General features: G+C 69.0%; 21 protein-coding genes and 1 pseudogene. 13 read left to right on the top strand and 9 right to left on the bottom strand.

Annotation, left to right across the window (positions count from 1 at the left end; all coding sequences use genetic code 11):
- Positions 1 to 61 precede the first annotated feature (61 nt).
- Together ACI2K4_RS04600 and ACI2K4_RS04595 are read left to right on the top strand one after the other, a co-directional pair.
- Positions 62 to 493 (top strand): serine hydrolase, encoded by a 432-nt coding sequence (locus ACI2K4_RS04600; RefSeq protein ID WP_404509186.1) that lies wholly within the window; start codon positions 62 to 64, stop codon positions 491 to 493.
- Positions 423 to 863, top strand: a pseudogene (locus tag ACI2K4_RS04595) (serine hydrolase domain-containing protein); the annotation flags it as partial. The gene ACI2K4_RS04600 and the pseudogene ACI2K4_RS04595, both read left to right, overlap by 71 nt.
- Positions 864 to 1,364: 501 nt before the next feature.
- Here ACI2K4_RS04595 and ACI2K4_RS04590 read toward each other — a convergent pair.
- Positions 1,365 to 1,907 carry an O-methyltransferase gene (locus tag ACI2K4_RS04590; RefSeq protein WP_404508711.1) on the bottom strand — a complete coding sequence of 181 codons (543 nt, stop codon included), beginning with the start codon at positions 1,905 to 1,907 and terminating at the stop codon, positions 1,365 to 1,367.
- A gap of 471 nt (positions 1,908 to 2,378) precedes the next feature.
- Between ACI2K4_RS04590 and cynS the strand changes: the two genes are divergently transcribed.
- Complete coding sequence (gene cynS, locus ACI2K4_RS04585) at positions 2,379 to 2,822, top strand: cyanase (RefSeq protein WP_404508710.1); 444 nt, start codon at positions 2,379 to 2,381, stop codon at positions 2,820 to 2,822.
- Positions 2,823 to 2,868: 46 nt separating this feature from the next.
- On the opposite strand, the gene ACI2K4_RS04580 is transcribed toward cynS, so the two are convergent.
- Positions 2,869 to 3,387, bottom strand: a complete 519-nt coding sequence (locus tag ACI2K4_RS04580) for a hypothetical protein (RefSeq protein ID WP_404508708.1) — start codon at positions 3,385 to 3,387, stop codon at positions 2,869 to 2,871.
- A 69-nt stretch (positions 3,388 to 3,456) separates the two neighbouring features.
- Here ACI2K4_RS04580 and ACI2K4_RS04575 point away from each other — a divergent pair, with 69 nt between their 5' ends.
- From ACI2K4_RS04575 to ACI2K4_RS04565, 3 genes are all read left to right on the top strand, one after another.
- Positions 3,457 to 4,320 carry a LysR family transcriptional regulator gene (locus ACI2K4_RS04575; RefSeq protein ID WP_404508707.1) on the top strand — a complete coding sequence of 288 codons (864 nt, stop codon included), beginning with the start codon at positions 3,457 to 3,459 and terminating at the stop codon, positions 4,318 to 4,320.
- 84 nt (positions 4,321 to 4,404) lie between these two features.
- Positions 4,405 to 5,916: a M1 family metallopeptidase gene (locus ACI2K4_RS04570; RefSeq protein ID WP_404508705.1), complete on the top strand. Its 1,512-nt coding sequence runs from the start codon at positions 4,405 to 4,407 to the stop codon at positions 5,914 to 5,916.
- A 248-nt stretch (positions 5,917 to 6,164) separates the two neighbouring features.
- Positions 6,165 to 8,483, top strand: a complete 2,319-nt coding sequence (locus tag ACI2K4_RS04565; protein ID WP_404508703.1) for a low temperature requirement protein A — start codon at positions 6,165 to 6,167, stop codon at positions 8,481 to 8,483.
- A gap of 31 nt (positions 8,484 to 8,514) precedes the next feature.
- On the opposite strand, the gene ACI2K4_RS04560 is transcribed toward ACI2K4_RS04565, so the two are convergent.
- Complete coding sequence (locus tag ACI2K4_RS04560) at positions 8,515 to 9,576, bottom strand: DUF389 domain-containing protein (protein ID WP_404508701.1); 1,062 nt, start codon at positions 9,574 to 9,576, stop codon at positions 8,515 to 8,517.
- Positions 9,577 to 9,735: 159 nt separating this feature from the next.
- On the bottom strand, positions 9,736 to 11,238 hold the full coding sequence (locus ACI2K4_RS04555; protein ID WP_404508699.1) for a family 43 glycosylhydrolase: 1,503 nt from the start codon (positions 11,236 to 11,238) through the stop codon (positions 9,736 to 9,738).
- A gap of 32 nt (positions 11,239 to 11,270) precedes the next feature.
- Here ACI2K4_RS04555 and ACI2K4_RS04550 point away from each other — a divergent pair, with 32 nt between their 5' ends.
- Positions 11,271 to 11,408, top strand: a complete 138-nt coding sequence (locus ACI2K4_RS04550; RefSeq protein WP_404508697.1) for a hypothetical protein — start codon at positions 11,271 to 11,273, stop codon at positions 11,406 to 11,408.
- Positions 11,409 to 11,434: 26 nt separating this feature from the next.
- On the opposite strand, the gene ACI2K4_RS04545 is transcribed toward ACI2K4_RS04550, so the two are convergent.
- Positions 11,435 to 11,662: a hypothetical protein gene (locus ACI2K4_RS04545; RefSeq protein WP_404508695.1), complete on the bottom strand. Its 228-nt coding sequence runs from the start codon at positions 11,660 to 11,662 to the stop codon at positions 11,435 to 11,437.
- 327 nt (positions 11,663 to 11,989) lie between these two features.
- Between ACI2K4_RS04545 and ACI2K4_RS04540 the strand changes: the two genes are divergently transcribed.
- Positions 11,990 to 12,466, top strand: coding sequence for a hypothetical protein (locus ACI2K4_RS04540; protein WP_404508693.1), 477 nt, complete (start codon positions 11,990 to 11,992; stop codon positions 12,464 to 12,466).
- 80 nt (positions 12,467 to 12,546) lie between these two features.
- Here the strand turns inward: ACI2K4_RS04540 and ACI2K4_RS04535 are convergent, their stop codons facing one another.
- Positions 12,547 to 12,990 carry a hypothetical protein gene (locus ACI2K4_RS04535; RefSeq protein ID WP_404508691.1) on the bottom strand — a complete coding sequence of 148 codons (444 nt, stop codon included), beginning with the start codon at positions 12,988 to 12,990 and terminating at the stop codon, positions 12,547 to 12,549.
- Positions 12,991 to 13,299: 309 nt separating this feature from the next.
- Between ACI2K4_RS04535 and ACI2K4_RS04530 the strand changes: the two genes are divergently transcribed.
- Genes ACI2K4_RS04530 through ACI2K4_RS04520 form a run of 3 tightly spaced genes read left to right on the top strand, consistent with a single transcriptional unit; the run spans position 13,300 to position 15,002 of the window.
- A complete protein-coding gene (locus tag ACI2K4_RS04530; RefSeq protein ID WP_404508689.1) occupies positions 13,300 to 13,983 on the top strand; it encodes a GntR family transcriptional regulator in 684 nt (227 codons plus the stop codon).
- Positions 13,952 to 14,464, top strand: coding sequence for an OsmC family protein (locus ACI2K4_RS04525; RefSeq protein ID WP_404508687.1), 513 nt, complete (start codon positions 13,952 to 13,954; stop codon positions 14,462 to 14,464). Before ACI2K4_RS04530 ends, ACI2K4_RS04525 begins: the two co-directional genes overlap by 32 nt.
- Positions 14,465 to 14,483: 19 nt before the next feature.
- Positions 14,484 to 15,002 carry an AAA family ATPase gene (locus tag ACI2K4_RS04520; RefSeq protein ID WP_404508685.1) on the top strand — a complete coding sequence of 173 codons (519 nt, stop codon included), beginning with the start codon at positions 14,484 to 14,486 and terminating at the stop codon, positions 15,000 to 15,002.
- A gap of 44 nt (positions 15,003 to 15,046) precedes the next feature.
- On the opposite strand, the gene ACI2K4_RS04515 is transcribed toward ACI2K4_RS04520, so the two are convergent.
- Positions 15,047 to 15,856, bottom strand: coding sequence for an MBL fold metallo-hydrolase (locus ACI2K4_RS04515; RefSeq protein WP_404508683.1), 810 nt, complete (start codon positions 15,854 to 15,856; stop codon positions 15,047 to 15,049).
- Positions 15,857 to 15,973: 117 nt separating this feature from the next.
- On the bottom strand, positions 15,974 to 16,789 hold the full coding sequence (locus tag ACI2K4_RS04510; protein WP_404508681.1) for an alpha/beta hydrolase: 816 nt from the start codon (positions 16,787 to 16,789) through the stop codon (positions 15,974 to 15,976).
- A gap of 235 nt (positions 16,790 to 17,024) precedes the next feature.
- Between ACI2K4_RS04510 and ACI2K4_RS04505 the strand changes: the two genes are divergently transcribed.
- Together ACI2K4_RS04505 and msrA are read left to right on the top strand one after the other, a co-directional pair.
- Positions 17,025 to 18,134, top strand: a complete 1,110-nt coding sequence (locus tag ACI2K4_RS04505; RefSeq protein WP_404508679.1) for a pyridoxal phosphate-dependent aminotransferase — start codon at positions 17,025 to 17,027, stop codon at positions 18,132 to 18,134.
- Between the two features lie 365 nt (positions 18,135 to 18,499).
- Positions 18,500 to 19,003, top strand: a complete 504-nt coding sequence (msrA, locus tag ACI2K4_RS04500; protein ID WP_404508677.1) for a peptide-methionine (S)-S-oxide reductase MsrA — start codon at positions 18,500 to 18,502, stop codon at positions 19,001 to 19,003.
- 37 nt (positions 19,004 to 19,040) lie between these two features.
- On the opposite strand, the gene ACI2K4_RS04495 is transcribed toward msrA, so the two are convergent.
- Positions 19,041 to 20,681, bottom strand: a complete 1,641-nt coding sequence (locus ACI2K4_RS04495; protein ID WP_404508675.1) for an FAD-dependent oxidoreductase — start codon at positions 20,679 to 20,681, stop codon at positions 19,041 to 19,043.
- Positions 20,682 to 20,684: the final 3 nt, after the last annotated feature.

Here is a 20,684-nt window from a genome sequence, read left to right as displayed (position 1 = left end):
TCCCCGGGCTGGTCGCCCTGTGAGCCGAAACGGTGAGACGCACGCCGAGGCGATCGGGACGATGCGCCACGACGGTGGTTCGCCGATGCGCCGGGACACCATCTTCCGGATGGCCTCGACGTCCAAGCCCGTCACGGTGGCGGCGGCGATGGTCCTGCTCGACGAGTGCCGGCTGCGGCTGGACGACCCGGTGGTCCCGTGGCTGCCCGAGCTCGCCGACCGCCGGGGGCTGACGCGGGTCGACGGCCCGCTGGACAACACCGTGCCGGCACGACGGCCGATCACCGTACGGGACCCTGCTGACCTCCACGTTCGGGCTCGGGATGGACATGACGTCGTTGGGCACCCCAATCATGAACAAGGTCTTCGAGCGAGGGCTCACACCCCATCTCCCGGAGCCGAGGCCCGAGCCGGACGAGTGGATGCGTCGCCTCGGCGAGCCTCCACTGATGCACCAACCCGGAGAGCGCTGGCAGTACCAGATCAGCAGTGATCTGCTCGGCGTGCTCGTCGCCAGGGTCTCGGGCCAGTCGTTCGAGACGTTCCTGCGGGAACGCGTCTTCGACCCGCTGGGGATGAAGGACACCGGTTTCGGCGTACCCGCCGGCAAGATCTGCCGGTTGCCGGCCCTCTACGCCCTCGACCCGCAGACCGGGGAGTTCCACGTGTGGGACGAGGCCGAGAGCGGACGCCACAGCAAACCTCCGGCATTCCAGGGCGGCGGCGGTGGGCTGGTCTCCACCGCCGACGACTACCACGCCTACTTCCGCATGCTGCTCAACCACGGGATACACGAGGGCGAACGGGTCCTGTCGCGGGGCGAACGACCGTCTCGCCCCTGCCTTCCGTCGTTCCGGTCCGACATGACGACTCCCAGCCACCCCCACCGTATCGAGCGAACGGATCAGTCGGGCCGCACCGGCAGCGGTACCGCCCACTCTGCCATCCTCAACTACCAGGCGAAAGTTGCATATCCGACTCGCGTCACGCCCCGGCAATCTTGCCGTACGCGGGCGACAACGGATCGCCGCCGACGACGGCCCGGTACGTGTGACGGGGTAGTCGACCTGCGCCGACCACCCCGGACGGTCACTCGCCGTCGATCTCGACGTCGATACCGACGTCTTCCAGTACGTCCTCCAGCTCGTCGAGGTCTTCCTGGATTTCCTCTACGAGGTCGTCGAACATCCCGCTGACCTGCCTTCTGGGAAAGTGAGCACACTTCGCAGGCGCGAAGCAGGCATAAAGTACTATCCGCACAAAGCACCGTCAACCAACTGATGATGACGTCCGAACGTCGAACTCAGTCAGAACCAGGCCGACGCGGACGGCTCCGTCAGCAGGTCACCCGAGGACCGGATCGCTCAGTCGGACCTGGTCGCACGACTGGCCACGATGACGCCGCTTCCGACGGCGAGTTCCACCGCGAGCAGACGCCGATCGGTACACAACGCCTGCCTGACCCCGGTGACGTGGGCCTTGTGCGCGGGGTCGGGGTACCGGTCGAGATCCATGTCATCGACCACCAGGACGCCGCCCAGCCGCAGCGAACGTACCGTCAGCTCCAGTCCCGACCACTTCCCGCCTTCCGCGTCGGCGAAGACCAGGTCAAAGGTGCCGAGCTCGGGCAGCAGGGCTTCGGCATCACCCACCCGGAACTCCACCGACCGAGGCCAGCGGTAGCCCGCCACCGCCTCGGCCAGGTGGGATGCCTGCTCGACCGTGACGATGCGAACATCGGGGCGGCCATCGACGCCGTGAGCCAACCAGGCGGTCCCGACGCCCGCACCGGTGCCGAGTTCGAGAATGCGAGCGTTCCTCGGCGCCGCCGCCGCGAGCATCGCCAGCATCTGTCCGACCAGGGGCTCGCAGGAGAACTGGAAGTCCTTCTCGGCGGCGCGTCGCACTGCATCCTGAACGATTCCTGGTAGCTCCACCGGCGAAAGCCCTCCGTCCGTAGTCAGCCGACCTGCGCACCGACACGTTCTGCACGTTCCGGCGGTCCGGGTGCACTGCCGCAAGGGCTATTGGCCGCACGAACGAACACCCGGGTCCCGCTTGAACCTTAGGGGCGTGGGAAAAGCGCGGACAATCATGTGCCCACGTTTCGGGATGCCGCCACCACCGCCGAGTCGGAGCCGGGCGCGACGCTGAGCCGTACGTCGCCCGAGCCCTGCTGGAGGTCGACCGCGACCTCGACGTCCGCTCCGCACCCGACTCAGTGCCGCGCAGGCATCACCCGATAGCCCCCGCCTATCAGGTGATAGCAATTTTCGTTTTGACCGGAGGCATCGAACTCGGGATGGTGAAGACCCGCCCCGAACGAATCCCGTTCTGACCGCCACGCAAGCCGTCACCGCACCTTCGGAGGCTCTGGAATGAACCGAACGGACGTCACGGAACTCATCGTCACCACTCGCATCCAGAAGAGAATGAGCTGGGCCAGCGTCGCGACGGCCGTCGGCCAGAGCAAGGAGTGGACCACCGCCGCCTGCCTCGGACAGATGGCAATGTCCGCAGAACAGGCGGCAACCGTCGTCGGCCTCTTCGACCTGCCCGACGAGGCACTCCTCATTCTGCAGGCCGTGCCGTACAAGGGGTCGCTGCCGACCGCCGTACCGACCGACCCGCTGATCTACCGGTTCTACGAACTGGTCGCCGTGTACGGCACGACCTTCAAGGAGCTCATCCACGAGGAATTCGGCGACGGCATCATGAGTGCCATCGACTTCCGGATGAACCTCACCCGGGAGTCGGATCCGGCGGGTGACCGGGTGAACATCGAGCTGAGCGGCAAGTACCTCCCGTACAGGCAATATTGAGTACAGGGGTTGTCCGGCCAGCCTCGACCCACGCCCGTTCCCACCGTCATCGGACAAGTGAACGGTTGACGAGGCGTTCGACGTCGACCCAGGTGGGCGTGTGCTGCCCGTAACCAGGGACTGGTCGGCGCTGGGGCCCGAAGAAGTACTGGTGGACGACAGCGCCGCGGATGGCGGTGTGCACTTCGGGGTGGTCGTCGACGAAGTGGGTGAGGGCGAGTTGCAGGCAGTGGTCGCGCTTGTCCGGGCGACTGCGGCAGAACCGGACCTGGTCAGGGGTCATTCCGGTGCGCCGGTAGAAGTCGTGCGCGTCGAGCCACCGCAGGGTGCGCGCCTGGATCCGTGGGCCACACTTGGATACCAGCCACGCCTGGCCGTCGAACCGGATGACGAGGCGGGCGATGACGTCGACCGCGTCCGGCGTCTCGGGGGTGGCCAGCATGGTCGCTTCGTCACCGCTGAAAAATGCGGTGTCCCCGCCACCGGGATGCGCGGAGCCGTCGATGATGACCCGGCCGATGTCGATGCCGAGCCGTGGCTGCGGTGGGGTCGTGATGTCGTTCATGCCGTCAGCGTCCAGGCTGGACGTCACACGGGGAACTATTCTTCGGCGACCTGGCTATAGTCCTCGACTATGACGGGTCGGGATCTGCTCGAAGCCGACGCCGTACGGGCGTTCGCGGTCTTCGCCGAGCACCGCAACTTCACCACCGCCGCGGCCGCGCTGCACCTCAGCCAACCCTCCCTTCACGTCAAGATCAGAAAACTGGCGACCGCGCTCGGCACCGACCTGTACGAACGCGACGGCCGCCGGCTGGTTCTCACCGCGGCCGGTGAACGGCTCGCCACCTTCGCGCTCGACGCCCGTCGGCGAGTCGACGAGTTCCTCCGCGAACTCCACCAGGACCCCACACCCACCCTGGCCGTCGCGGCCGGACGGGGCGCGCTGCGCTGGGTGATCAGCGAACCAATCCGGCACATCGGACGACAGGGCCGACGGGTTCAGGTCATCACCGCCGATCGGGACACCGCCCTCACGGCCCTGTCCACCGGTCAGGCGGACCTGGCCATCGTCGCCCACGATCCTCCGCCGCCGCGGTTCGAAGCGATACAGATCGCCGCCTACCCGCAAGTCCTGATCACCGACGACCAGCATCCGCTCGCCACCCGCGCCGACGTCGGGCTCATCGACCTCGACGGCCTGGACCTCGTCGTTCCTCCGGCCGGGCGACCACACCGGCGGGCACTGGACCGAGCACTGCTCGACGCGGGCGTCTCCTGGCAGGTCGCCGCCGAGGTCGACGGCTGGGACCTGCTCGTGCACCTGGCCACCATGGGTATCGGCGCCACCGTCGTCAACGGCTGCGTACAACTACCGGCGGGGCTGCACGCCGTACCGATCAAGGGCCTGCCGACAATCCGGTACTGGGCCGCCTGGCGACCCCAACGACACGGGGCGGTTCGGGACTTCCTCGACCAGGTCCGGAGAGGACCGTGACGGCGCTTCTCACCGGTTCGGCGGGGCGGTCCAGTGTGGCGCGGGTCTCTTGAAGCGGCGCCGGGGTCCTGCGTTGGGGGTGGTATGCGAGATACACACTTCCGCCGGCTGCTTCTGGTCGGACTGACCCTCGCCGTCGGTGTCACGGCGAGCCCGGCAGCCGCCAACGCCGCCTCGTGCGCGCCCGGCGCGCCGGGTCTGGGCGATCGGCTCTTTCCGCTGCTCGGGAACGGCGGTTACGACGTACAGGACTACGAGCTACGGCTGACCTACCCGGAGAAGGATCCAGCCCATTCCGTCAGTGGCGACGTCAGGATCGCGGCCGTCGCGACGCAGAAACTGTCCCGCTTCAACCTGGACTTCGCCGGTGGAAATCCGGCCAGCATCGATGTCGACGGGAAACCCGCCAACTTCAGCCGCGTGGGTGAGGAACTGGTCATCACTCCGCGGGTCGCGCTCAACAAGGGGCGCGGTTTCACCGTCACGGTGAAGGGCTTCACCGCCGTACCCGAAACGCCCGATCCGGCGGCGCCGGACGGTTTCACGGCCACGCCGGACGGGACCGCGCTGCTCGGGCAGCCGGCCGCCGCACACCGGCTTTTCCCGAGCAACGACCACCCGGCCGACAAGGCCACCTACACGATCACCACCGACGTACCGGAGGGCTGGACCGGCACCGCGAGCGGCGTACCAACGGTGACCCGGACCGGTGGCGGTCGGGTCGTGTCCACCTATCGCCAGGCCCAGCCGATGGCGACCGAGTTGCTCCAGGTCGCCGCCGGTGACTTCGTGGTCCGCGAACGCCAGCAGGTCGGTCGGGTACGCGTCCGCGACGTCGTGCCCCGCCGCCTGGCCGCCCAGACCCTGCCGATGTTCGACTCGGAGCGCGAGCAGATCGCCTGGATGGAGCAGCAGGTCGGGCCGTACCCGTTCGACACGTACGGGTCGCTGCTGATCGACGTCCAGCTCGGCACCGCGCTCGAGACGCAGACCCTCTCGGTGTACGACTCGACGGTGCTCGCGGCGCCGACCCCGGTCGTCGAGTCGGTGATGGCGCACGAGCTGGCCCACCAGTGGTACGGCAACAGCGTCGCGCCGGCCACGTGGAGTGACGTCTGGCTGAACGAGAGCCACGCCACCTGGTACGAGTTGCTCTGGGCGGAGAAGATCGGCGCGGTGGCGGAGCACACCGGTTCACCGTCCCGTGAGGCCTTCTTCCAGCGGGTGTACGCGAACAGTGACAGCTGGCGGGCGCAGTTCGGCCCGGTCGCCCGCCCGAAGAGCGCCGAGCAGTTGTTCGACCTGTTCAACATCAACGTCTACTACGGTGGCGCGCTCGCCCTGTACGCCCTGGAGCAGCAGCTCGGCGAGCCGAAGTTCCAGCAGTTGGAGCGGGCCTGGGCGTCGGCGTACCGTGGGAAGTCGGCCTCGACCGACGACTTCATCGCGCTGGCGTCGCGGACGGCGGGGCGTGACCTGAAGCCCTTCCTGACCGCCTGGCTGTACGGCACCGAGACACCGCCGATGCCCGGCCACCCCGACTGGGTGACCATGCAGAATCCCGCCCCGATGACGGGACAGCACCTTTCCCGGTGATTCACCACGCGCCGAACATGGTCGGGGCCGGCCGGTACGAGCCGGCTGGCCCCGAGCACGCAGCACGGGCTGGAATGCCGTCCTGGCGACTGGAATCGCCGCCTCGATGGCGCCCGACGAGGCGAAATTGTCTCGGGTCAGGCGTCGCCCCGGGCCGCACCCCATATCAGCCCGGTCACCTCCCCGATCATGGTACGAATATCTCGTAGCAGGATCAGCGAGGCGGGCGAGCATTGACGCGGACGAGGGTGGAGCGGCTCTTACGGGATCCCAGGAAGTCCCGAGAGATCTCCCTCCTCGAACTCTTCTTCGACCTGGCGATCATCTTCGCGCTCACCCAACTCTCCCAACGTTTCCTGCGGGATTTCGGCTGGGAGAATGCGCTACAGACGGCGGTCCTGCTCGGAGTGGTCTGGTGGGTATGGGTAGGGGCGGCCCACACGACCGACTGGCTCGACCCGGACAGGCCCTACCTGCAACGGATCATCATCGCGATGATGTTCGCGGGGCTGGTGATCGCCGCCTCCGTACCCGAGGCCTTCGGCAAGCACGGGATCGTCTTCGCCGGGGCGAACGTCGCGGCGCACCTCGTACGACACCTGTCGCTCACCTGGACGCTGCGCGGCCATCCGCTGGGAACTCGTTCGGCGCGGGCGGCAACATGGGTCGGGGCGACCGCGGTTCTCTGGATCGCCGGTGCGCTTCTACCGGCGACACCTCGGCTCGTCCTGTGGTCGGTAGCGCTGATCTTCGACTACCTGGGCGTCGGAATCGGTTGGCGGGTGCTCGGCCTACGACCGGTGGCCGAGGAGCACCTGCGGGTACTGGGCAACCACGTCGCGGAGCGCTACCGGCAGATCTTCATCATCGCGGTCGGCGAAGTGGTCCTGACCAGCGGCATCACCCTCACCGAGACCCAACTCGACATCATCGACATCACCGCATTCACCCTCGCGTTCGGGATCGCCGGGTTGATCGCCTGGTCCTTCTTCCTGCCGCGCGGGCTCGTACTCGGGGAAGCCCTCGACCGGCGACCACCCTCGGTGGCGGTCCGCACCTCGTACACCCATCTGATCATGATCCTCGGAATCGTCGTCACGTCGATGGGCGCCGAGATACTGATCTCCCGGCCGCTGGGCGAGGCCCGAGCCCAGTGGTCGGCCGCCATCCTGGCCGGTCCGTTCCTCTATCTCGGTGGACGCACCCTGTACGCCTGGGCCGTGTTCCGGCGCCCCGCATGGCGCGCCCCGGTCGGCATGCTGATCATCGCGGGCATCTCCCCCGCCATGCTGCGGCTACCACCGCTCGCCGTGGCCGGTGCCGTCAGCGTCCTACTGCTCGGAATCGTGCTCACGTACCACCGGCTCGGTCCCAGGGTGGACGAGTCCGGAACCATGCTGGAGCGACTCCTCGAGAAACGGAAGAATCCCCGGCGACTCTCCTCCTACGAGCTGTTCTTCGATCTCGCCATGATCTTCGCCCTCAGCCGGGTGTCACAGCGAATGGTGGTCGATCCGAGCCTGGTCAACGCCGCGGAATCCATGGTCCTCCTGGCCGCCGTCTACTGGGTCTGGGTCGCCACGGCGTGGTCGACGAACTGGTTCAACCCGGACGAGCCCTACCTTCGACGACTCATCGCCTTCATCATGCTCGCGAGCCTGCTGATGGCATCCGCCGTGCCCACAGCGTTCGGTGAACACGGGCCGCTGTTCGCCGGCATGTACGTCGCGATCCATCTTGTCCCGGGACTCATCCTCGTCCCGGCCCTACGGGGTTCCCCGCTGCGGGCACGCTCGGTGCGGGTGCTCATCTGGTTCGCCATCTCCGCCGTCCTGTGGCTGACCGGCGCGTTCCTTGCCTCCCCGGCTCGAATCGCATTCTGGGGCGCGGCGATCGTCGTTGACGGCGTCAGCGCCTGGTTCGGTTGGCCGGTGCCGAAGCTGAGCCGCACCCCGCAGGTCCACCTGAAGGTGGTCGGCGATCACATAGCGGAGCGGTACCGCCAGATCCATACCATCGCCCTGGGCACACTGGTTCTGCTCAGCGGCTTGGCCTACAGCAGCGCCGGGTTCGACTACCCCCGTACGCTGGCCTTCGTCCTCGCCTTCACCACCGCGACGCTGATGCTGGTGAGTTATTTCCTACCGCCCGAGCAGAACCTCGGAATCGTGATCGACAGGGGTGGTCCGAGAGTCGCGGTCGCCGCCGCGTACTGCCACGGGGTCATGATTGCCGGCACGGTCGTCGCGGCGGCGGGCGCCGAGATGTACATCCGGCGTCCGCTCGGGCAGGTGCACGCGGCGTGGTCGCTGCTCGTCCTGGGCGGGGTCACCCTGTACATCGTCGGGCGAGCCCTGTACGCACGCCTGATGCACCAGCCTCGCCGACCATGGCGCAGCCTGGTGGCCGTACTCGTGATCGCGGCCGCGACGCCCGGACTGCTGATCGCACCACCGCTGGTGGTGGCGATCGTCAGCACACTCGTCCTGAGCTCCCTCACGATCAGCTACTGGAGATGTGCGGCAAAGAAGCATGAGCAAGGGATGCGGCGGCGCCAGGACCGCTGAGACCCACACCCGCCCGATCGGAGGTCCAGCGTCAGACGCTCGGTCGGTCAACCCCACGGTCGACCACTGCCACGCGCTCGATGGTTTCGGGCGGCGAGCCCGGCTGAGCCAGGATCGGATCACCCGGTGCGCGGCGCCTCCCGGCGAAGCGCCGGGTCCAGGAACGATGGGATCTGGTGATTCGCCACCACCACACCCGCTGCACCAGCAGGGTCAGCACCCCGGCCAACACGATCGCCGCGAGGTTGATCAGCAGTTGTAGCGCCGAGCCAGCCGCCTCGTCCGGCACGTTGTACGCCACCGCGACCGCGACGTTCGCCGCCGCCGGTACCGTCGTCACCGAGATCAACACGCCGACGAGCGAACCGGACTTGTTCGACGTCACCGAGAGCATGCCGGCCACCCCGGCCAGGAAACCCACCACCCAGGAGAGCGCGTCAGGCCGCCAGATGAAATCGGTCAGCGGTCGGTCGGCGAGCAGCATCTCCCGATCGATCAGACCAGCGGCGGTCAACGCCCAGGTGCTGAGCACGGTCGCCGTCATCGCGACGAGGAAACCGACCCCCAGGGCCGCCGCCGACCGCCGGACGGTTGCGCGTCGCCACCGGACCAGCGCCACGCTGAGCGCGGCGAGCGGGCCGAACTCCGGGCCGACCACCATCGCACCGACGATCAGGATCGGCTGGTCCAGCAGGACCCCGATGCCGGCGATGATGGTCGCCAGCGTGATCAGCAACAGGTACGTCGCCGAGAGCCGTGTCTCCTCGCCGGTCTTGCGCGCGACCTCGTCCCAGACCACGGCGTCCGTGCCCAGTCCTGGCGCGGCGTCGCCAGCGCGGTCGGCTGCGGCGGAGAGGGTGACGTCCACCCCCTCGACCGCGATCCCGCCGTCCCTGTCCACTCCGAGCTCCCGTAGCGCGACCAGGACGCCGTCCGCGCCTTCTCGTACCACGTCGCAGAGCACCAGGTCACCGGGCGGAACCTTCGCGGCGCCGGGCAGCACGACGACATGGGTGACCGCGGGCTCCGTGGACAGCAGGTCGACCACCGCCCGGCTCTTGTCCGCCGTGACGATCACCCTCAAGTGCAGCACCTGCCCACCTCCTTCTGGATCATCCTGGCCGGACCGGCTCGGAAACGCCAGCGAGACCCGGACGCGCCACCGCGAGGGCCAGGGCGGTACGACGCGCGCTTCTCGGCACGTCGTACCGCCGGGCTCCGGAGGACGAGCGCCGGCCGTACAGAGCGACACCTACTGGTTGGTGATGGCGACGTTGTCGAAGGCGGCGGCCGCGTTGTAGACGCGTACGCCCGACCTGCCGGACGGGTAGGTGGTGTCGGTGACCGAGATCTTCGCGGTGGTCAGGTCACCGACGTACACCTTGATCGACGAGCCGCTGGCAACCACGCGCAGGTGGTACCGCTGGCCGGCGACGACCGGCAGCGGCGCCGAGCCGAGCGGCGTCCAGTTGTTGTTGGCCCGGCCGAGGATCACCCGCCCGGCCGGGGTGATGCCGGCGTAGTAGCCGCGGTAGGTGTCCGCTCCGGTCCCCGCGCTGGACGCCCGGAACACCAGCCCGGCGTCGCCGGTGCCGGACGTGACCGTGACGTCGAGGTCGTAGGTCGCGTTCACGTGGTTGTCGTCGAGCAATGACTTTCCACCGTACGACGCGGTCGTCCGGTACTGGCCGTCGCTGACCGACCAGGCCCCGCCGTACGTCTTCCAGCCGAGCGCGTTGCCGTCGGCGAAGTTGTCCTGCACGAGCATCCTCACCCGCTGGATGGTGCCGTCGGCGTTGAAGTTCATCCGGTCGTAGGCGACCTGCCGCGCGTTGCCGTCGCTCTCGGACAGGGGCCGACGGTGATAGACGATGTACCAGATGTCGGTGCCCGGGATGTTCAGCACGGCGTTGTGCCCGGCGCCGCGAGCCACCGCGGGGTCCTGCGCGAGGACCTTGTCGAGGCGGGTGAAGGGGCCAACGGGTGAGTCGGCAATGGCGTACGCCACGGAGTAGTTGGGACCGGTCCAGCCGCCCTCCGACCACATCAGGTAGTACCTGCCGTCGCGCTTGAACATCTGCGAGCCCTCGACGTACCCGCTCGGGGTGATCTCCCTGTAGGTCGTGCCGTCGGCGAACGTGCCCAGGCTGGTCATGTCGGCGTTCAACTTGGCGACGTTGGCATGCCCCCAGCCGCCGTAGTAGATGTACGCCTGCCCGTCGTCGTCGACAAAGACGTCCTGGTCGATCGGCTGGGCGCCGTTGACGAACTGCGCGATCAACGGCCGCCCGATCGCGTCGGTGTAGGGCCCCTCCGGCCGGTCGGCCACCGCCACCCCGATACCGCCGAGTTCGCTGTTGCTCTGGATGTCGTTGGCCGCGAAGTACAGGTAGTACCTGCCGTTGCGGGCGATCGGGGCGGGCGCCCAGACGGCGTACCGCGCCCAACTCACGTTGGCGGTGGTCAGGACGTTCGGGTGCTTGGTCCAGGTGACCAGGTCGGTCGAGGAGAAGGCGTCGAGATAGGTCTGTTCCGCGTACGGGCGGGAGGCGGTCGGGAACACGTAGAAGCGGTCGTTGTAGATCGCCACGTCGGGATCGGCGTACCACCCGGCCACGATCGGGTTGCCCGCCTCGGCGGTGGTGTACTCCGGCAACGCGGCCAAGGTCGGAGCGGCCGAGGCCGGAGCGACCGCGACGGTGGCGGCGAGCATCCCGGCGACGGCTACGACCCTACCGAAAACGGCTCCATACATCGACATTTGATAATGTTTGCCGGTGTTGGGCCATGCCGTCAAGCGCCGGCCGCGCGTCCGGGCGGGCCGCGGAACTGGCGAAGGCGGCGGTCGAGCAGAGTTTCATGGCCGCCTCGGACAAGACGGCTCCGCCCACCGAGATCGACGAGTACGCGTCGGCAAACGCCTGAGCCCTCCGCCACCACGGGTTCACACGTCAGCCGCCCTGGTCGACCGTGACGCAGTCGTCCCCGTCGTTGCCACCGCCCCTGTCGGGCTCCCAGGTCAGCGCCGATTCGGCGGGCACAAGCTGCGCGTAGGCCTCGCCGTTCTCCAGGCAGTCGTCGTGGTCCCGACCCACCCTGGCCCCCTCGGGGTCGACCCGCCGGACGCCCTCCCTGGTCAGCTCGACCCGTACGCCGCCGATCGTAGCGAGGAGCGGCAACGGGCAACCCGGACCGGCCGTGCGACTTGGCAATCGGCGAGCGGCAGCGGGGTCGGCGAGGTCGCGGCGGGCCGGCGGTCAGTCGACCCATGCCTGTCGCGACATTGACGACCCTTCCCAGGAGAGGGTGACTCGACCGGCCGACGGGCGGCCGTTCGGCGCCGTGGACACATCGTCAAGTAGCCGTGGACTCCTCGCCAACGACTTCCCCCGCCCGGGAGACCACGCTTGGGAAAGCGCCGACCGCATTCGAACCAGTGCCCCAGAAAACCGTGATCGGTTCGGCGCAGACGTCAGTCGGAGTTTCGACAGGAGAGGGAAGATCACATGAGACGACACCTCCGGCGAGTCCTGCGGTACGGCACGTTGGGCGTCCTCCTGACGGCGCTACTGGCGGGGATCCTGACGGTCACCACGTCTCCCGCCTCGGCCCACGACAAGCTCAACCCGTACCCGACGAACTGCGCCGGCAGCCAGGTCGGCCATTGGCACAACAGCGAGTTGACCGTCGACCTGACCGCATTCGTGTTCTATTCGAGCGGCAACGGCGGCACGAACTGCGTCTGGGTGCAGAAGCAAAGCCATCGTGACCACGCGGAGAGCATGCGTCTCGAGGTCCAGCGGTGCGCCAGCAACATCCCGGGTAACCCCTGCAACGCCACCCTCACCGTGGCCGACGAGGGCCTCTTCCAGTACTACGCGGGTCCGGCAACCGTCAGCCAGGCGGACAACCGCTGCATCAGGTTCCGGGTCCGCCTCCACGGCGGGTGGACCGGATGGACCGAACCCATCCACTGCGGCTGACCGGACTCGGGGCATGATCGGCCGAACAGGTCGATGACTTGGTGATCCAGCGGGGTGCGGCCGCACCCCGCTGGCGCCGGTCAGCTCTGCGACGGCTTCGGGGTCGGAGTCTTCCCCGAGGCGGTGGGCGTGGGGGTGGGCGTACGCGTTGGCGAGGCGGAGGGCGACGAGGACCTCGACGGGCTCTCCGACGGGAACGGGTTGTCGGTCGGGTAGTAGGTCGGGTACCCGCTCGGCGTGGGTTGGCCGCCCGAGCAGCTACCGGCGGGAGCCCACTTCTCGGGCGCGTACGACGGGGAGAGGCTGCTGGACGACAGGTGCGCCGCCTTCGCCCGGTAGATGTTCCCACCGGATTGGACGAAGTTGTCAACGTAGTACCACACGCCGCTGGTCCATTGCGGCAGGCTGCTGCAGTAACTTCCCGAGCCGGCCTGGGCCTGGTTCATCGAAGAGAGAAGCGGTACGGCCATCGCGGCCACCGTCGCGCCGACGACCAGGGCGATTGTCTGACGTCGAGACTTCATGAGCACCCCTGTACCTCTAGTTGATCATGGTCAGGAGCGATGCTATCAACCATCCACAGTGGACGTAAGTCTTTGACTGGACGGCCTGTCAATCATGAGCCACGCGCTCGCCGTACGCCAGGCCCGAATGGTTGACGGACAAGAACGGCATTCGGTCGAAATGAGGTGCTCGATGACCGCGAAGCCCCGCCAGGCCGCGATTCCGGTCGCCCGATCGATCTTCGCCGGGCGAGCGCCGGCGGGACCCGACGATCCACCGACCGGGCCCCCACACTTGCATGCAATGCATACAACGAATACGGTAGCCGCGTGCAGAGCGAGACGGCGTACCGGCGGCTGCGCGACCTGATCGTCGCGGGCGGGTTCGCACCCGGCGAGCCACTGACCGAGATGAGGCTGACCGAGACGCTGGCGATGAGCCGCACGCCGGTGCGCGAGGCGTTGCGCCGACTGACCAGCGAGGGACTGCTCCGGGCCGCGGGCCGGGGCGTCGTCGTCGTGCGGCTCGAACCGGACGCGCTGGTCCACGCGTACCAGGTCCGAACAGCCCTGGAGGCGCTGACCGCCGAGCTGGCCGCCGGCCGGCAACGGGCCGGTCAGATCGCCCCCGCCGACCTGGCCGCGCTACGGCGGGACGCGGAGCGTGCCGAGGAGGAGACCTCGGCGGGCCGGTTCGACCAGGCCGTGCTGCACAACCGCCGCTTCCACCGGCGAATCGCCGAGCTGTCCGCCAATCCCGTCGCACTGGACCTGCTGGACCATCTCTGGGACCAGATCGTCGTCAGCACGCGGGCGTCACTGGTGCCACCGACGCGCGGGGCGCGGGCCAGCAGCGAGCACGACGTACTCCTCGCGGCGATCGTCGACGGCCGGCCCCAGGACGCGGCAGCCGCCGCCCGCGAGCACGTGCTCGCGACCCAGTTCGCCGCCGCCGAGGCGGCATCGAGTGAAGGAGTTGCCGGTGGTCTCGTTGGCCAAGACGCACACCTATGAACTGACCCTGCACTGGACCGGCGACCGGGGCACCGGCACCAGCGGCTACCGCGCCTACAGCCGGGCCCACGAGGTCACGGCGCCGGGCCGGCCGCCGCTGCTGGGCTCCTCGGACCCGACGTTCCGCGGCGAGCCGGACCGTTGGAACCCCGAGCAGCTCCTGCTCGCGGCACTCGCCCAGTGCCACATGCTGTCGTACCTGCACCGGTGCGTGGTCGCGGGCGTCGTGGTGACCGGCTACACCGACAACCCCCACGGCGAGATGGCCGAGACGCCGGACGGCGGCGGCCACTTCACCGAGGTCGTGCTGCGGCCGCGGGTCACCGTCGCGTCGCCCGAGATGGTGGAGCCGGCGCGGGAGCAGCACGAGGCCGCGCAGCGGCTCTGCTTCATCGCCAACTCGGTCAACTTTCCGGTACGCCACGAGCCGGTCATCGTCGTCGCCGGCACGCCGGAGGACAAGACGACGTCGCCGGTCTGAGGCGGTAGCGTCGGGTGTCATGATCGTATGGCTCAACGGCACACACGGGGCCGGCAAGACGACAACAAGTGTGCTCGTACAGCGACTGATCCCGGGTTCGCGGGTGTTCGACGCCGAGAAGGTCGGCGAGACCCTCATGGACATCAGACCGGGGCTGCCCGCGACGGACAACTTCCAGCACTGGCCGCCGTGGCGGCAGCTTGTCGTCGAGACCGCCCGCAGCGTACTCGACTACACCGGCGGCACGCTGGTGATGCCCATGACCGTCCTGGTCGAGCGGTACTGGCGGGAGATCAGCACAGGCCTCGCCCGACACGCCATCCCGGTAAGGCACTTCGTCATCCACGCCGACCAGGACACCCTGCGGCGGCGTATCGAGGGGGAACACCCCGTCCCGTCCCCGTTCCGCCTCAGGTACCTCGAGCCCTACGCCGAGGCGGCCCGCACCTGGCTGCACAGCGAGGCCGAGGTCGTCGACACCACACACCTCACGCCCGCCCAGGCCGCCCTGCGGATCGCGGAGGCCGTCAAGGGTTGAGTGACCGGTGGCCGCGCGAGTGGTGCCTGTTCCCGGCGCGGCGCCTACCGCCGCACGGTCCCGCGCCCGTCGAGGTCCACCCCGACCCCGATCGGCAACCAGCGCAGACCGGCCGCGACCTCCTCCGGCGCCCGTGCGAACTCCCGCTCGACCACGTCACGCCCCTGCTTGAAGTGCTTCCAGCCCTCGTAGTGCACCGGCACGACCGTACGCGGGCGCAGTAGTCGGCAGAGTTCGACCGCCTGCCGGGCGGTCATGGTGTACCGCAGCGGACCGGTGACCGGGAACCGTACGCCGCCCAGGTGCAGCACCGCGACATCGACCGTCAGACGGTCGGCGACCTGGCGCACCCCGTCGTAGAGCACGGTGTCCCCGGAGATCCAGAGCACGCCGTGCTCCTGGCCCTCCCAGCGCAGCGCGAACCCGGTCACCTCGCCGACGATCGGTCGGCTCAACGGCGGTCCGTGCCGGCACGGGGTTGCGGTGATCTCGATCGGGACACGCCCCGGCCCTGTCAACCGGGTGCTGGCCCAGGGCGCGAGACCCCGCGCCGTGCCGCCGAGCCGGCCGGCACCGGCGACGGTGGTGACGACCACGCCGGCCGCCGGGAGCAACGCCCGCCCGGCGATATCCAGGTTGTCGCCGTGATGGTCGTGGGTGAGCAGGATGGCGTCGACCGGTGGGAGCTCCGCGGCGGCGAGCGCCGGACCGACCGTCTTGCGCGAACTCGTGCCCCAGCCGAAGTTGTACCTGCCGCCGGGCGGGTCGAACGTCGGGTCGGTCAGCAGACGCCACCCGCCGACCTCGATCATGGTCGTGGGACCACCCACGTGCGTGATGCGTACGGCCGGCATGTTTCGCCCCTTCCGGTGCGGAGCGTACTCCGGCGGGTCCCGCCCGGCCGGAGTACGCCCCGGTGGTGTCGTGCCGCGCGGCCCGGCGGTCACGCGGATGTACGGATGCGGTGCCGGCTACCGGCGGGCGTGCTCGACGGCCCAGGAGAGCACGTCGTCGGCGATCTGCTCCCAACCCTGCTGGGCCGGGAGCAGGTGGGCGTAGCCCGGGTACTCCACGTGCTCGGTGTGGGTGTCGGACTTGTAGTGCTTGGCGTTGGAGCGCTGCACCGCCGGCGGCATGATGTGGTCCTCCGAGCCGGAGATGAACAGCAGCGGCGCCCGGTTGTCGTTGTGGTAGTCGACCCAGGTGTCCTGGTGGCCCGGTTGGAAGTTCGCCAGCACGCTCCCCCACAGGATGCCCCCGTTGGCGGGAATCGCGTACCGCTTCCAGAGTGCCTCCGACTCCTCGTCGGTGAAGGTGTTCGTGAAGGCGTACCGCCACTCCTCCAGGGTGAGCCCGACCGACCGGTGCCGGTTGGCCGGGCTCCGCAACACCGGAAACGTCGACTTGACCTGGGAGAGCGGCACAACCCGCACTCCCTCGGTCGGTGCCGAGTTCATCGCCACCCCGGCCGCGCCGAACCCGTGGTCGAGCAGGATCTGGGTGAAGGCGCCACCGGCCGAGTGTCCGATGATGATCGGCGGCTTCGGCAGTGGCCGGATGACCGACTCCAGGTGCTCGATGATCGCCGGCACGGTCAGCTTGTCGATCGGGGTGGGGTCGGCGTTGAGGGCTTCGACCTCCACCTCCAGACCGGGGTACGCCGGGGCGATGACGCGGTAGCCGCGCTTCTCGTAGTGGCTGATCCAGTTCTCCCAGCTACGCGGGGTCACCCAGAATCCGTGGACGAGAACGATGGTGTCCGGGGCGTTCGGGTCCGGTGTTGTCATGTCAGTCAGGCTCCCGATTCGTTGGGGAAGGCGAGCAGGGCCGCGCCGAGCTGTTCCTTGTGGATGTCGGTGATGCCGTGCGGGGCGCCGGGGTGAACCTTCAGTGTGGCGCCTGGACGCGCTCGGCCGAAGCCCTGCCGCCGACACTCCCCCTGGGCAGTCGATCCGATCGGCATGCCAATCCGTCGATATTGGCTCTGCCCCCGCCCCGACACCCACCCGCACGATGTGCACCATGACCGCCTTCGCGCCGAATCCGTTGTCCATTCTGATCGACCTCCCGGTTCGCTACGACCTCGCCGAGAGCGCCTGCCCGCCGCTGCACCTGGGCGACCTTGCCGACGCGGCGACACTCGCCACCGTTCCGCTCGGCTACGGCACGTCGCGCGGTGATCCAGACCTGCGCGCGCTGATCGCCGCCGACTCCGGAGTCGACCCCGAGCAGGTCCTGGTGACGGTCGGTGCGATCGAGGCGATGTACCTTCTCGCCCAGGCCACCTGCTCCCCGGGCGACCGGGTCCTGCTGACAACGCCGTGCTTCCCGCCGGCCCGAACGGTCCCGGAAGGGCTCGGGGCAAAGGTGGACGTGGTGCCGTTGTCGTTCGACGACGGATACCGGTTACCGGTGGAGCGGATCGCCGCGCGGCTCGATCCGCGTACCCGCCTGGTGTCCCTGGCCTCCCCGCAGAACCCGTCCGGCGTACGCTTCACCGAGCAGGAGTTACGCGCGCTGCTCGCGACCGTACGGGTGCACGCGCCGGACGCGGTCGTCCTGGTCGACGAGACCTTCCGGGAGTCCACGTACGGCCACGCGGTGCCCCCGCGTTCGGCGGCGCCCCTGTCGCCTCGGCTTGTCACCTGCTCCTCGGTCTCGAAAGCGCACGGCGCACCCGGCCTACGCGTCGGCTGGTTGACCACGACCGACACCACGCTCTACGGCCACCTACGTGAGGCCAAGTTCCAGACCACCATCGCCTGCTCCACGGTTGACGAATTCCTCGCCGCGCAGGTACTTCGGCAGCGGACCGCGACCCTCACCCGCCGCGCCGACCGCCTCCGGGATGCGCTCGACGAGCTACTGCACTGGGCGGAAGACCAGCCGGTCGAGATCGTCCCGCCGGACGGTGGAGCCATCTGCTGCCTGCGCCTGCCCACCGACCGGTTCCCCGACGACGCGGTCCGGACCTTCTACGCGCGCCTGGCCGAGCGCGACACCCGGGTCGCACCCGGGTCCTGGTTCGGCGAGCACGACCGGGTCTTCCGGCTCGGCTTCGGTTACCTGCCGGCCGACGATTTCACCGAGGCCCTCGAACGCCTCGCCGACGCCCTGACCACCGTCGGGTAACCCAACCGCTAAGCGCCGATTCCGGCGGCTACGGTACCGGCAGCCTCCGACAGAACCGGGTACCAGCGACAAATCGCGACGGTCGGGACGAATGGCGTCCTGGCCGACAGGGTAGGCACGGCCCGGACGAGACGACGGTCGCCTGCCTCGAAGCTTGACCAGACAAAACGTTCGCCTGCCTCGAAGCTTGACCGGACAGAACCGGATCGGGCTCGACTCGATTCGGTCACCGCGATCGCGGTACTAGGCTGGTGACCGGGGGCGACCGGGCGGTGACCGGGACAACGGGCGGTGACCGGGGCAACAGTGCGCGGCGACGGCGCGCGGGTAATGCTGGGAGCCCGACGACGACGAAGGTGGGCGACATGGCTACGGAGAAGGCGATTCTGGCCGGAGGCTGTTTCTGGGGGATGCAGGACCTGATCCGCAAGCGTCCCGGTGTGATCACGACCCGGGTCGGTTACACCGGCGGCGAGGTGGCGAACGCCACCTACCGCAACCACGAGGGTCACGCGGAGGCCATCGAGATCACCTTCGACCCATCGGCCACGTCGTACCGGGACCTGCTCGAGTTCTTCTTCCAGATCCACGATCCGACCACCCTGAACCGGCAGGGCGGCGACATCGGCACCAGCTACCGCTCGGCGATCTTCTACGAGGGCGACGAGCAGAAGCGGGTCGCCGAGGACACCATCGCCGACGTCGACGCGTCCGGACTGTGGCCGGGCAAGGTGGTCACCGAGGTGACCGCCGCCGGCCCGTTCTGGGAGGCCGAGCCGGAGCACCAGGATTACCTGGAGCGCATCCCGAACGGTTACACCTGCCACTTCCCGCGACCGAACTGGAAGCTGCCGCGCCGTTCCCAGTGACCGGCGCTGGTGGCGCCCGGGGCGGGCGGCGGGCGGGTCAGTCCCGGGCGAGTGCCGTGTGGATGGAGGAGACCGCGCCGGCACCGTCACCAACGGCGCTGGCCACCCGTTTTGTCGAGCCCGAGCGGAGATCGCCGACCGCGAAGACCCGGGGTGCGCTCGTCTGGAACGGCAGGGGCGTGCCGTACGGTCCGGCGGGTAGCCGGCTGTCGGTCAGGACGAAGCCGTCCCCGTCCCTGGCCACACTCGACAACCAGCCCGACACCGGGTCGGCGCCGATGAAGCAGAACAACGCGCGGCAGTCGAGCCGGTCACGGCGACCGTCCGTGGTCTCGGCGACGATCGACCCGAGGGTGACGATCGACCCGAGGGTGACGTCGCCGGTCAGCTCGCGAACGGTGCTGCTGGTACGAACCCGGATCCGGGGATGTGCCCGGATCCGGTCGGTGAGGTAGGACGACATCCGGGCTCCGAGGTCGGCACCACGGATGACCATGTTCACGATCGCGCCCCGGGCGGCCAGGGACAGTGCCGCCTGACCGGCCGAATTGGCCCCGCCGACGACTGTCACCGGCTGATCCTCGTAGCCTCGGACGTCCAGATCCGTCGCCGCGTACCGCACGCAGCCGGACCTCTCGAAGGTCGCCCAGTTCGGAAGGTCGGGACGCCGGTAACGCGCCCCGGTCGCGGCGACCACCGCTGCGCACTCGATCCGGGTGCCGTCGTCCAGCAGGACCACCGGCCGCCGGTCGTCGGAGAGGTCCAGGCCCGCCACGGCAGACGGCGAGGAGATACGTACGCCGAACTTGAGCGCCTGGACCATCGCCAGCCGGGTCAACTCCTCGCCGCTCACCCCGTGCGGGAAGCCCAGGTAGTTCTCGATTCTGGCACTCTTGGCGGCCTGGCCACCGAGCCCACTGCGGTCGAGCAGGACGGTGGCGAGGCCCTCGGAGGCGCCGTACACGGCGGCGGCGAGACCCGCCGGTCCGGCGCCGACGACGACAAGATCGACGTGACCCCCGTCGGTCCGGTAGGTGAGACCGAGCGCCTCGGCAACGGTGGCGGGCGTCGCGCGCCGCAGCGCCGAGCCGTTGACGACCACCGCCGGCAGGTCGTCCTCGCCGATTCCCGCCAGTCTCATCAGTGACTGTCCCGGGCGCGCGGACGCGTCGAGCCACGAGTGCGGCAGGAGCAACTGCGTCGCGTAGGTGCGTAGTTCCAGCGTCTCGGCGGCATCCGGGCGGCCGACGAGTTGCAGGGCGCTCCCCGCCGCCGCGCGAATCACGTCGCGCCGCTCCCGGAACGCCTCGATGAGCAGGTCGGCGATGTCGACCTGCTCGGCGAGGGCGCGGCGGAGCATCGTCGCCCCGATCCGGACGACCGTGCCGCCGGAGACCACCCGGGCGGTCAGGTAGACCTGCTGACCGGTCAACAGGTTCAGCTCGCCGAGGAAGTCCCCCGGCCCGGCCCGGTAGACCAGACGCTCCGGCTCGGTCACCGTCGCGTCCCGGACGATGTCCACCGTCGCCGCCCCGAGGAGGAAGAAGTCGTACGTGTCGTCGCCGGACGTGAACAGCGCCCGACCCGTCTCGGCGCGTTCCACCTCGCCGTACTCGGCGAGCCGGCGGAACTGCTCGTCGTCCAGGACCGGTCCGCGTCGCGCCGTACCGTCGTGCACTTC

Origin of the sequence: Micromonospora sp. NPDC050397 (assembly GCF_044901685.1) — a bacterium.
Classification (GTDB): Bacteria; Actinomycetota; Actinomycetes; order Mycobacteriales; family Micromonosporaceae; genus Micromonospora_G.
The sequence above is the reverse complement of the archived record's forward strand: the minus strand, read 5'-3'. Positions and strand labels throughout refer to the sequence as shown.